The sequence below is a fragment of the Pseudomonas sp. GM79 genome, from assembly GCF_000282495.1.
GTDB lineage: Bacteria > Pseudomonadota > Gammaproteobacteria > Pseudomonadales > Pseudomonadaceae > Aquipseudomonas.
On the sequence record NZ_AKJE01000039.1, the window covers coordinates 110,126 to 123,583 of the forward strand.

The 13,458-nt window shown below is 63.4% G+C and carries 4 protein-coding genes; all 4 read right to left on the minus strand.

Translation table 11 applies throughout. The features are described 5' to 3' along the window. Nucleotides 1–12: 12 nt before the first annotated feature. On the minus strand, nt 13–7,842 hold the full coding sequence (locus PMI36_RS17320; protein ID WP_008071249.1) for a non-ribosomal peptide synthetase: 7,830 nt from the start codon (nt 7,840–7,842) through the stop codon (nt 13–15). After that, entirely contained in the window at nt 7,839–11,246 is a 3,408-nt protein-coding gene (locus PMI36_RS17315; RefSeq protein ID WP_008071250.1) for a non-ribosomal peptide synthetase, read from the minus strand. The genes PMI36_RS17320 and PMI36_RS17315 overlap by 4 nt, the downstream gene beginning before the upstream one ends. 306 nt (nt 11,247–11,552) lie before the next feature. Beyond that, entirely contained in the window at nt 11,553–12,536 is a 984-nt protein-coding gene (locus PMI36_RS17310; protein WP_008071251.1) for a TauD/TfdA family dioxygenase, read from the minus strand. A 42-nt stretch (nt 12,537–12,578) separates the two neighbouring features. Further along, a complete protein-coding gene (locus PMI36_RS17305; RefSeq protein WP_008071252.1) occupies nt 12,579–13,319 on the minus strand; it encodes a thioesterase II family protein in 741 nt (246 codons plus the stop codon). Nucleotides 13,320–13,458: the final 139 nt, after the last annotated feature.

Here is a 13,458-nt window from a genome sequence, read left to right on the forward strand (position 1 = left end):
GCGTTGTTCCCCTCAAGAAATCAGTTTTTCCAGATCATCGAGGGATAGACGTTTGAGGGCCTCCAGGGATTTAGCCAATTCGTCCTGAACCGGTGATAAATCGACGCGCAACGCTTCGATGCGGGTGCAGAACGCTTGCAGGGTGTCGGCTTCGAACAGCTCCTTGAGCGGCACCTTGTCACCCAGGCGCTCCTTGATCCGGGTCACCACCAGCGTCGCCAGCAACGAATGCCCGCCCAACTGGAAGAAGTTGTCCGTCAGACCGACGCGCTCGACTTCCAGCACCTCTTGCCAGACGGTCGCCACTTCCCATTGCAGATCGGTGCGCGGCGCTTCGTAACGCTGCAGCGTCGGATGGCCGCCCAGCGCCATCAGGGCCTTGCGATCGAGCTTGCCATTGGGGGTCAGCGGCAGCGCGTCGATCACGTGCAGATGGCTTGGCACCATGTGCGCCGGCAAACGATTGGCCAGGGCCGCCCGCAGGCTTTCCACCAACGATAAACTGCCCGGCTGGCTCGCTACGACGTAGGCATGCAGGTGTTTACCCGCCGCGCCCTCCTGCGCCAGCACCACGGTTTCGCGCACCTCGGGCTGCTCCAGCAATCGGGCTTCGATCTCGCTCAGCTCGATGCGGAAGCCGCGAATCTTCACCTGATGGTCGGCACGGCCGATGTACTCAATCGTGTCGTCTGGCCCCTGGCGCACCAGATCGCCGGTGCGATACAGCCGCTCACCATTAGTGGCGAACGGGTCCGGCACGAAGCGTTCCGCGGTCAGGCCGGGACGCAACAGATAACCTCGGGTCACACCGGCACCGGCCAGGTACAACTCGGCCGCCAGCCCTGCCGGCAACAGCTGCAACTGACTGTCGAGCAGATAAGCCACGGTGTTGTCCAGCGGCCGCCCGATGTTCGCTCGGCCATTGGCGGTGCGCAGGGTGAAAGTCGAATAGGTGGTGTCTTCTGACGGCCCGTACAGGTCATAAACCTGCTTGACTGATGTGCTGGCGTACAGCGTATCGACCAGCGTCTGCTTGAGCGGCTCGCCGGCCAGATTGATGGTGGTGACCGACGCCGGAATCTGCCCGGCCCGTTGCAGCGCGGCAATCGCCGACGGCACGGTGTTGATCAGCGTCACCCGCTCACGGGCCGGCAACTCGGGCAGCGCCAGGGCGTTGTCCGCCAGCACCATGCAACCGCCGCTGGCCAGGGTGACGAAAATCTCCCACACAGACAGGTCGAAGCAGATCGAGGTCGAGGCCAGTACGCCACGCAACTGCTCATCGCGGTAAACACCCTGCGACCACTGGATCAGCGCCGCGAGGTTAGCGTGGGTGATCGCCACGCCTTTGGGTTTGCCGGTGGAGCCGGAGGTGTAAATCACGTAGGCCAGATTCTGCGCCACGATCCGGCTGACCGGCGCCGTGGACGGATACCCGGCAAGCCACTCGGCGCCCTCTTCGACCAACAGCACTTGCGACGGCAACGCCTCGGGCAGCATCGCCTGCAACGCGGCTTCGGTCAGCAGCACCGCTGCGCAACTGTCCTCGAGCATGTACAGCAAGCGCTCTTGCGGATATTCCGGGTCCAGCGGCACGTAAGCACCGCCGGCCTTGAGGATCGCCAGCAGCCCGACCAGCATGTCCGGGGTGCGGCGCATGCACACGCCGACCCGCACTTCCGGCCCGACACCCAGCGCTTGCAGCTTGTGCGCCAGACGATTGGCCCGGGCGTCGAGGGTGCGGTAATCGAGTGCCTGCTCGGCAAACAACACCGCTGCAGCCTGCGGTTGGCGTTGTACCTGCGCGTCGATCCGCTCAACCACGTTGCGCGAATCCAGCGCCGTGATCGCAGCCTTGCCCCAGTCGACAGCCGCTTGACGCGGAGCGCCGTCCAGCAGTTGCAACGCGCCTAGAGGCTGCGAGGCATCCGCCATGAATTGCATCATCAGACCTTCGAGCTGGGTGCTCAGGTTGGCGATGGTGGCGTGATCGAAACAGGCCTGGTCGAAGCTCAAGCCCAGGGTCAACTCGCGACCGGTAACCGCCACCAGCGTCAGCGGATAATGGGTCTGCTCCTGACGCACGATGGCGGAAAACTCCAGCCCGGTGGCAGAGCCTTGCGCCAGGGCTTCAGCCATCGGGTAGTTCTCGAACACCAGAATACTGTCAAACAGCGCGCCCGCGCCCTGCCCCGCCCAGCGCTGGATATCGTAGAGCGGCGTGTGCTCATGTTCGCGCAAGGCCAGGTTGAGGCTCTGCACCTGCTGAATCCATTGCCCGACCGGGATCTCGGCGGACGGCGAAGCCACCACCGGCAAAGTATTGATGAACAGGCCGATCTGCTGTTCGACGCCGGGCAAGTCCGTCGGCCGACCGGCCACAGTCGCGCCGAAAGCCACCGTGTCCTGGCCGGTATAGCGCTGCAACAGCACCAGCCACGCGGCTTGCATCAGGGTATTGAGGGTGACCTTCTGCTCGCGGGCGAAGCGGTTCAGGTCGCCGGTTTGTTGTTCGCTGAACACATGTTGGTAATCGGCATAACCGCTGGCCAACGTCTGACTGACCGGCATGGCGCTGGACAGGCGGGTCGGCTCCTGAAGGTCAGCCAATGCCGACGTCCAGAACTCGCGACTGACCTGAGTATCGCGCTGGCCCAGCCACTCAATGTAATCACGATAACGACCCGGAGCCGCCGCCGGGGTCATACCGACATAGCGTTGCAACACCTCGCCGAACAACTGCGAGGTGCTCCAGCCGTCCATCAGGATGTGATGACTGGTGTAGATCAAGTGATGCTGCGCTTCAGCGGTTCGCACCAGCAACACGCGCAACAGCGGCGCCTGGTCCAGTTCGAAACCGGCGGCCAGATCCTCCCGGGCCAACTGATCGAGCGACGCGTGAAGGTCATCACGACCGCGCCAGTCCTGCACGGTCATGGGCATCTGCACCGTCTGCCTTACAATCTGCACCGGCGCATCGGCGTCCTCGGGCCAGACGAATACCGTGCGCAGAATCTCATGGGCCTCCAGCGTCTGCTGCCAGGCCTGACGGAAAAGCTCGGCGTCCAGCTGCCGCACATCAACCCGCAACTGGTTGGTGTAGGCCGGGCCATCCGGCTCGTTGAGGCTGTGGAACAGGATGCCCTGCTGCATCGGTGACAACGGATAGAGATCGCTGATATCCCGCGCCGGTACCGGCAGCGCCGACAGTTGCGCTTGCGTCAGGCTCAGCAGATTGAAGTCCGACGGCGTGACCCCGGCATGCTCACCGGCAGTGCAATGTTCGATCAGCCGTTCCAGCTCATGGCAATAAGCATCGGCCAGCGCCTGAATGGTGTGCGGGCGGTACATGCCTTGGCCGAACGTCCAGCTCAATTCCAGCTCACCGCCGTAGACCTGGCCATCGACGCTCAGCCAGTTGCCCAAGGGCGCATCGTCATCCTGATGCTCACCGGTGCTGTCGGCAGTCGGCACCAACAGCGCGCCGTCAGCCGCATCGAACGCACCGTCGAACTGGCCCAGGTAGTTGAAGGTGATGCGCGGTGGCGCCAGTTCACGCAGCGGTTCGAAGCCTGAAAGATAACGCAGCACGCCGTAGCCGATGCCTTTGCCCGGCACCGCTCGCAGTTGTTCCTTGATCGCGCACAACGAAGTGCCCGGCTCTGCCTGTGGGGTCAGCCGCACCGGAAACAAACTGCTGAACCAGCCCACGGTGCGACTCAAATCGAGGTCGTCGAACAGGTCTTCGCGGCCGTGACCTTCGAGCTGGATCAGCACCGAATCCTGTTCGCTCCAGTCGCACAACACCCGCGCCAGGGCCGTCAGCAGCAAATCGTTGATCTGGGTGCGATAGGCGGCCGGTGCCACTTTGAGCAGCGCGTGGGTCAGTGTCTTGTTCAGGCGTGAAGTGGCCCGAGCGGCCTGACGACGAGTCTGGACGGTCTCGGGAAAATCCCTCGGCAAGTCGCTGTTACCGCCCTCCAGCGTGCGCTGCCAGTAATCGCGCTCGGCCTTCAAGGCATCGCTTTGCCCGTAACGGTGCAGGTGTTGCGCCCAGGCCTGGAGCGAACTGCTTCTGCCCGGCAGGACCATCGCCTTGCCAGCCGCCAACGCGGTATAGGCTTGCTGCAAATCCTCCAGCAATACTCGCCAGGACACGCCATCCACCACCAGGTGATGGATCACCAACAGCAAACGTTGTGTTGCGTCAGGCAAGTTCACCAGCACCGCGCGCACCAGCCGGCCTTGTTGCAGATCGAGACTGCGCTGGGCTTCGGAGGCCAGCGCGGGCAAATCGGCAAGGTCGTCCAGTGCCCGCACCCACAACAGGTCCGTGTTGCGCTGCGCCTGGAATGTCGCCTGCCAAATCTCGCCCGACGCTTGGAAACTCAGGTTCAGCGCATCGTGCTGCTCGATCAGGGCCATCAACGCGTTGTGCAGATGGGTCGCGTCGAGGGGGATTTGCGGTTGCAACATCACCGACTGGTTCCAGTGATGGCGCCGGGGAATGTCGGTCTGGAAGAAGCGTGCCTGGATCGGCAACAACGGCAACTCGCCGCTGATTTTTTGCGCGACGCTGGCCGCCGGCTTGCTCTCGATCAACTTGGCCACCGCCGCCAACTGAGCGATGGTTTGCTTCTCGAACAGTTGCTTGGGGCTCAGCTTGATGCCCTGGCGTTTGGCTCGAGCGATGATTTGCAAACTGAGAATCGAATCACCGCCCAGCTCGAAGAAGTTGTCGGTGCTACCCACTTGCTCAAGCTTGAGGACATCGGCCCAGATGGCGGCAAGCTTCTGTTCGACCTCGCCCACCGGGGCGACAAATTGCTGCGTGACCAAGCCCGGCGTCGGCAAGGCACGCTTGTCCAGTTTGCCGTTGGCGGTCAGCGGCAGACGCTCCAGAACCACGATCTGCGCCGGCACCATGTACTCCGGCAGGCAGGCCTGTAACTGCTGGCGCAAGTCGTCGACATTCAACGCCAGGTCAGGCGCGGCCACGCAGTACGCCACCAGTTGCAGGCGCGCTTCATCACCGTCCAGCGGCAAGGCCAACACCGCGGCCTCGCTCACGCCGCTCAGCCCCAGCAGTACGCGGGCGACTTCCGCCGGCTCCACCCGATAGCCGCGCACCTTGACCTGATCGTCGGCACGCCCGATGAACTCCAGCGCGCCCTGACGATTGCGGCGCACCCGGTCACCGCTGCGGTACACCCGTGCGCCGACAGCGCCAAACGGATCCGGCAGGAAGCGTTCGGCGGTCAGCCCTGGCTGGCCCAGGTAACCCAGCGCCACGCTCTCACCACCGATATACAGCTCGCCCGCCACCTGATCGGCGACCGCGTTGAGCACATCGTCCAACACGTAGACATGCGCGCCCGGCAACGGACGGCCGACCGGCACGCTGCGGGCACCCGCGTCGAGATCCTTGAGCTCATGGGTCAACACGCCGACCGTGGTTTCACTCGGGCCATAGTGGTTGATGAACCGGCAGCCCGGCTTGAGTCGCCGTACCTGTTCGAGCAATGCCGGCGAGCAGGCTTCGCCACCGACGATCAGTGCGTGTTGCGGTAGTACATCCGCGGCCCGGGACGCCTGCATCAACGCCGCCAAATGCCCCGGCACGATTTTCAGCACGCCCACTTGGTGCCCGGCCATGTAATCGGCAAACCGGTCCGGGTCGAAGCCCAGCTCTTCGGGCAATACATGCAGCAAGCGACCGGAACACAAGGCGCCGAACAGCACGGTAAATCCAAGATCCGCGGCAATGGTCGAGACCAGCGCCATGCTCGCCGCTGGCTCCAGCGCCAGACGCTCCAGCGCACCGCACACGTAACTGGCCAGGGCGCCGTGGCTCACCAGCACGCCTTTGGGTTGGCCGGTGGAACCGGAGGTGTGAATCACATAGGCCGCTGCATCCGCCGACACTCTCAGCAAAGGCTTCGTCGTCGGCTGGTCCTGCCAGCGTTCGGGCGCGAAGGCCAGCCCCTGACAACCGGCGACCGCCAGAGTGCTTTCCCGCGCGTCGCCTGCGGCACACAGCAGGACTTTCGCCTGCGCACCTGCGAGCATCTGCTGCAAACGTGCGTCCGGCGCCTTGACGTCCAGCGGCATGTACACCGCCCCGGCCTTGATCACCCCTAACACGCAGGTCAGCCATTGCAGTGAGCGCTCCATCAGCACCGCCACGGGTTGCCCGCTCTGCACACCTTGCGCACGCAGGTAGTGGGCCAGGCGATTGGCGTCCTGATCCAGCGCCTGGAAACTCAACGTCCGTTCGAGACAGCGTGCAGCCAGCGCTTCAGGCTGTACGGCCACCTGACGCTCCCATTGCTGCAACACCGACTCCGCCGGCTGCCGTGGCGCCAGCGCCGGCGGTACTGGCGTGGAGGCAAGACTGTGCAGCGGCGCCTGCGGGGCGCTGAGCAATTCGCGGAACAGGCCGAGCAGCGTCGGGATAAACCCCTCGATGGTCGAGTGCTGGTACAGGTCGCTGGCGTAGGTCATTTGCCCATGGATCAGCGTGCCGTCATCGGTGATGTCCAGTGCCAGATCGAAGTGCGTGCCTTCTTTGTCCAGCGGATACTCAGTAACGCTCAGGCCCGGCAGGCTCATCGAACGCTGGGTCTGCATGCCGACGTTCTGGTTGAACTTGGCCTGGAACAAAGGGTTATGCCCCAGGGTTCGCTCGGGCACCAGTTCATCCACCAGTTGCTCGAAAGGCAGCTCCTGATGGGCCTGGGCACCGAATGATGCTTCCCGAACCCGAGCCAGCAAATCGACGAAGCTGCCGCGCTCATCGACCTGGCAACGCAGCACCTGAGTGTTGACGAAGAAGCCGATCAGCCCTTCCACCTCGGAGCGCCCACGGTTGGCATTGGGCACGCCGACGCGAACATCGCGCTGGCCGCCAAGACGCGACAGGAACAACGAAAAACCGGCCAGCACCAGCATGAACAAGCTGATGCCCTGAGCCCGGGCAAAGCCGTTCAACTGCCGGGACAGGTCCGCACCGAAATCAAAGCTCAGGGTCTGGCCTTCGAAACTCTGGGTCAGTGGCCGGGGGAAATCCGCCGCCACGTCCAACAGCGGATGCTCTTCACCCAGCTGCTGGCGCCAGTAATCGAGTTGCCGCTCGCCCTCGCCGGCCTCCAGCCAGCGGCGCTGCCAGATCGCGTAGTCGGCGTACTGCAACGGCAACGCCGGCAATTGCGGTTCACGCTCCAGACTGAAGGCCTGATAGCACTGCACGAATTCCTTGACCATGACGTCCATCGACCAGCCATCGGAGACGATGTGGTGCATGCTCACGATCAGCACATGTTCATCGTCCGCCAGACGGAACAGGCTGGCCCGCAACAATGGCCCGTGAAGCAAATCGAACGGTTGCGCGGCTGCTTCCTGAACCCGCCGCGCCAGCTCGGTTTCACGTTCTTGCACGGCGACGCTCGAGAGATCGACGCGTTGCAGTGGCACGCTCTGCTGGTCGAGGATGACCTGGCTCGGCTGGTCGTTGTCGGTCTGGAACACCGTGCGCAGCACTTCATGGCGCGCCACCAGATGATCGAAGGAACGCAACAGCGCAGCCTCGTTCAGCTGCCCGTGCAAGCGCAGGCCGGCGGCCATGTTGTACGCGGCGCTCTGCGGGTCGAGCTGCCAGAGAAACAGCAGACGTTGCTGGGCAAACGAGAGCGGGATCACCGCGCAGTCGTGACGACTGACCGGCAGCGGCAGCAGGCTGAAGTCTTTACCCTCCTCGCGCAGTTTGGCGAGAAACAGTCGACGTTGCTCCAGCGGCAAACCGACGAACCTTTTAGCGATACGCTCCGCCATATTGCCGCTCATACTTCAACTCCCTCCAAAGAACTCATGAACTGATCCATGTCGGACCAGTCGTTATCGCTTGCACCGCCGGCCAGCGCGGCCAACTCCAGCGCCAGATCGCCCAGCAGCGGTGTCTCGAACAGGCTGCGCAACGGCAGCACCACGCCCAACTGGCTTTTGATCCGCGCGATCACTTGCGCGGCCAGCAACGAATGCCCGCCCAACTCGAAGAAATGGTCATCGACACCGACCCGTGGCACTTGCAGCACCTCGATCCAGATCTGCGCCAGCGCCTGTTCGGTGTCGGTTTGCGGGGCGCGATAGCTGCTCTGCAATTGGCTCGGATCGGGGGTCGGCAGAGCCTTGCGGTCGAGTTTTCCGCTGGGGGTCAGGGGCAGGCGCGGCAACAGTAGCAAGTGGCCGGGTACCATGTAGTCCGGCAGGTTCTTCTGCAGTGAGGCCCGGATTTGCTGACGCAGAATCACTTGCTCTGCCGCGCTGCCGAGCACGCTCTGATCAACCACCAGATACGCCACCAGTTGCGCGCCACCGGCCAAGGGCAAGGCCAGCACCACGGCCTCACGAATCCCCGGGCATTGCTGCAACCGCGACTCGATTTCCCCCAACTCAATGCGGAACCCGCGAATCTTCACTTGGTGATCGACGCGACCGATGTACTCCACCGCGCCGTCGTCGCGCAGCCGGGCACGGTCGCCGGTGCGGTACAGGCGCTCACCGACCGCGAACGGATCGGCGATAAACCGTTGGGCGCTGAGCGTCGGCTGCCGATGATAACCACGGGCCAGGCCCGGTCCGCCGATGTACAACTCGCCCACCGCTCCTTGCGGCAGCAGATTCAAATCATCGTCGAGCACGTACAGCCGGCGTTGCTCCAGACCGTGACCGATCGGAATGCCACGCCACGACACCGCCTCGGCGGTCAATGCGCTGCAATCATGGATGGTCGAGACCACCGTCGCCTCGGTCGGGCCGTAGGTGTTGAGCAAACGCACATGACCCAACCCGGCGCGTTGCCACAGACGCAGTCCGTCCACCGCCATCGCCTCGCCGCCCACGTGAATCTGGCGCAAGGCGCCGAAGTGGACAGGCGGATTGGCCGCGTAATCCTGCACCACCGAATACCAGTAAGCGGCCGGCAAATCCGCCAGGGTAATGCCCTGTTCGACGATCACTTCGTGCAACGTCGCACTGTCCCACAGGCCCGCATCACGCAGGACGACACAGGCGCCATGGCACAGCGGCGGGAAGAATTGCTCGACGAAACCGTCAAAACTGCTGGTGGCGAATTGCAGCACGCGATCACCTTCGCGCAAATCGCTGTAGTCGATCGCCCGCGCGATGAATTCGCTCAATGCGCCGTGACTGACGGCCACGCCCTTCGGCCGGCCGGTGGAGCCGGAGGTGTAAATCACGTAGGCAAGGTTGTGCGGATCTACCGTCACTTGCGGGTTGTCCTGGCTCGCCGCGTCGCTGTGCGGTGGTTGGTCCAGACACAGGCAGTCGATGCCATCGAGCGCCGGCAGGCTGCTCAGCAGCGGGCTCTCGGTCAGCACCAGTTTCAGCCCGCTGTCATCGAGCACATGGCGCAAGCGTTCGGCCGGGGTGTGCGGGTCCAGCGGCACATAGGCGCCGCCGGCCTTGAGTACGGCCAGCAACGCCACGGCCAGTTCCAGCGATCGCCCCAACGCCACACCGACCAGCACATCGGGGCCGACGCCTTTGGCGCGCAACTGATGGGCCAGACGATTGCTGCGAGCATTCAGTTCGGCATAACTGAGTGAGGGCGACTGATCGCCCGCCAGGATCACTGCGGTGGTGTCGGGAGTGCGCGCCGCCTGGGCCTCGAACAGTTGCGGCATGCCGGGCAGCAGCGCCGGGTTGGCGACGGCTTGAATCAAGCGCTCGCGCTCATCCGTGCCGAGCATCGACACCTCGCCCAGCGGTTGTTGCGGATCACGGCAGACCGATACCAGCACGTTGTGCCAATGCTCGGCCAACGCGGCGATGGTCGGTGCGTCGAAGAGGTCGGTGGCGTAAGTGAACGCGGCGAACAGTTGCTCGCCCTCCTCCCGGGTGTCGAGCATCAGGTCGCTGGTGGCCGCATGCTGACGCCCGCTACCGGCCAGTTGCTGCTCACTCAGATAGCCGACCTGCAAACCGCAATCGAGCCGCACATCCTGCAGATCGGTCACCAGCGGCTGGTGGTTGAACATCACCTGAAACAACGGATTGTGACTCTGACTGCGGGCCGGCTGCAGGGCTTCGAGCAATGCATCAAACGGCAGATCCTGATGGGCCTGGGCGCCAAGCGCCGCCTGACGCAGGCTCTGCAGCAGGTCGCTGAAACGGGTCTGCGGGGTGACCTCGCTACGCAGGATCTGGGTATTGACGAAGAAGCCGATCAAGCCTTCGGTTTCATTGCGGGTGCGGTTGGCGATCAAACCGCCGACACGGATGTCGGTCTGGCCGCTGTAGCGGTGCAGCAAGGTCTTGAAAGCCGCCAGCAGCACCACGAACAGCGTTACGCCCTGGCGCTGGGCGAGGGTTTTCAGCGCCTGGCGCAGGGCTCCGTCGATGACTTTTTCCAGGCGCGCGCCCTGGTGGCTGGACTGGGCCGGATAGGCACGGTCGGTGGGCAATTCGAGGATCGGGTGTTCTTCACCCAACTGCGTGCGCCAGTAATCGAGCTGGCGTTCGCGCTCCCCGGCTTCCAGCCAACTGCGTTGCCACAGGGCGTAGTCGCGGTAGTGCACGGTCAGTGCCGGCAAGGTCGGTTGCCGCCCCGCGACCAGCCCATCGTAGGTGCGCATGAACTCGTCGATCAGAATGTTCATCGACCAGCCATCGGCAATGATGTGGTGCAACGTCAGCAACAGCACGTGCTCCTGCTCGGCCAGGCGCAACAGGCGAAGGCTCAGCAATGGCCCCTGCTGCAAGTCGAACGCCTGAGTGGCTTCAGCCAACATGTGCTGTTGCGCCTGCGGCCAGCGCCGTTCCTCAGGCAAGGCACTCAGGTCGTTGATCGCCAGTGTCAGGTCACGGGGTTCGGCCACCCGCTGGAATGCACGCTCGCCCTCCTGGCCGAAGGTGGTGCGCAGGCACTCATGGCGCTCGACAAGCAGGCTGAACGCGCGCTCCAGCGCCTCGGTTTGCAGCGCACCGCTCAGGCGCACCGCCATCGGCAGGTTGTAGGCCGCGCTCTGCGGATCCAGCTGCCAGAGGAACCACATCCGCTGCTGGGCATAGGACAGGCCATCACGCTCATCGACCCCGACACAGGAGGTCATGGGAAGCTGCGCAAAATCGATGCCTTCGCGGGCCATGCCGGCCAGAAACAAGCGGCGCTTGTCCTGCGGCAGTTCGATAAAGCGGCGGGCGAGTTTCTGTGCGTCTGCGGCATTCATGCATTGGGTCCTTGCTGATCGGCGGCGTGACCAGGAGGCCCGGTCGTATCAACAAGAACGAATGGCTGACGCGATGATTTAGCGGCACCGACAAACGCGGCCAGTCCGTTGAGGTGCAGAACCTGTGGGAGCGGGCTTGCTCGCGAAGAGGGCGTGTCAGTCGACATTAATGTTGCCGGGCACACCGCTTTCGCGAGCAAGCCCGCTCCCACAGGTTCTGCACCAGGCATTAGACCGAGCAATGGACAGCGCAACAAAAACGCCGAAGCCGGTGCAAGACCGGCTTCGGCGACAGGACTGTTCAGATCAGCGCGCGTCCTGGGAATGCCCTTCGGCCATCGCGACAATCACCTTGCGCTTGCCTTCGAAGGGCGCGCGGGCATGGGCCGAGAGCATGTTGTCGAGCATCAGCACATCGCCCTCCTGCCAGGGAAAACTGATGGCGCAGTCATCGAGCACCGCACGAATTTCACTGAGCACCTCATCCTCGATGGGCGAGCCGTCGCCGTAGTAGACGTTACGCGGCAGGTCTTCTTCGTCGACGATGTCCAGCAAGGTTTCACGCACCTCCGGCTGCAGGTTGGAAATGTGGAACAGGTGAGCCTGATTGAACCAGACCATGTCGCCGGTCACCGGATGACACGCCACCGCCTGACAGGTCTGGCGGGTGCGCAATTCACCGTCGTCCTTCCACTCGCAAATGATGCCGTGGGCCTTGCAGTAGGCCTCTGCCACGTCGCGGTCTTCGGTGTTGAACACCTGTTCCCACGCCACGTCCAGCCCGTTACCGAAATTGCGCACGTACATCAGGCCTTTGCTGACGAAGCGCTCGCGGATCGCGACAGGCATGCGCCGATAGACTTCCCGACTGTCGGCAATCGGCGTTTCGCCGCCCGAGGTGGCGGCGATCATGCTGTAGAACCAGATTTTCATCGGCCAGTCCCGGGAATAGGCCTGCTCGTTGTGCAGCGGAATGCTCTGATGCGCCGGGTATTCGGTGGAGGTGTAAACCCCTTGGGTGACATTGGTGCGCGGCGTCGAGCCGAACTCGTAATTGAGCAGCGGATGGCCGAAGCCAGCGGCGAATTGGCGGAACTGCTCGGCACCGTCCAGCTGGAACCCGCGAAACAGAATGCCGCCGTCACGCAGCAGATGCGCATCCACCAGCTCATTCAATTCATCGAACACCGCCAACAGGCTGGTATTCGGCTCGGTCGCCTCCACCAACAGCGGCAAGCGACCCCGCGCCGGCAACAACGGCCGAACGGCAAAACCCACAGCAACACCCATGACGGGCCTCCTGTTAACACTCAATAAAGTGAACCGCGCGCGCTAAAAAACCGGCGCGGCCAGCTGCGCATGACGTCGGTGATGGACTTCCAGATGATTTTTGATAATCCGCAGCACCTTGGCTTCATGCTCATGAATGAAGAAATGCCCGCCGGTCATCATGTCCACCGAGAAACTGCCCAGGGTTTCCTGGCTCCAGCCGATCAATTGCTCGGTGGTGGCCTTATCTTCCTTGCCGCCGAGCACATGCACGGGGCACTTGAGCAGTGGGCGCTGCATCGGGCGGAAGCGTCCGCAGAGCATGAAATCAGCGCGCAGGATCGGCAGCGTCAGGCTCATCAACTCCTGATTGGCCAACACTTCCTCGCTGGTGCCCTGGAAGGTGCGCAGCTGATCGATCAACTGTTCGTCGCTCTGCGGTTCGGCGAAGCCACGGTCATAGTCACTGCGCATCATCGGGGCGGCCGTGCCGGAAGCAAACAGCGCCACCGGCTCCGCAGCGCCGAGGGCACGAAAGGCGTGGGCCATCTCGCAGGCCAGCAACGCCCCCAGGCTGTGGCCGAACAGGGCGTAAGGGCCGTGCAAGGACGGCTTGTGTTCCCTGGCCAATTGCAGGGCCAGGGCACGCATGTCGGTCTGCAAGGGTTCGTCGTAACGGGCGCCTCGCCCCGGCAACTCCACCGGCTGCAAGTGTAGCCACGCCGGCAACTGGCGCCGCCAGCGGCTATAGACCATGGCGCTGGCGCCCGAATAGGGCAGGCACAGCAGTGTCAGCTTTGTCACCGCACTTACCTCGATTGGTTATCTGTAAAAGAGAACGGATGAGGCGTGGTGAGAATTAGTCAGTGGGAACGAGCCTGGCTCGCACACAGGTATCTGCTTCGCCATAGGATTGGTGAACGACACCAATCATTGTGGGAGC

Bases quoted from the DNA above. Each gene is read 5' to 3' on its own strand.
- PMI36_RS17320 (WP_008071249.1), bottom strand. From the start codon at position 7,842: ATGAGCGGCAATATGGCGGAGCGTATCGCTAAAAGGTTCGTCGGTTTG.
- PMI36_RS17315 (WP_008071250.1), bottom strand. From the start codon at position 11,246: ATGAATGCCGCAGACGCACAGAAACTCGCCCGCCGCTTTATCGAACTG.
- PMI36_RS17310 (WP_008071251.1), bottom strand. From the start codon at position 12,536: ATGGGTGTTGCTGTGGGTTTTGCCGTTCGGCCGTTGTTGCCGGCGCGG.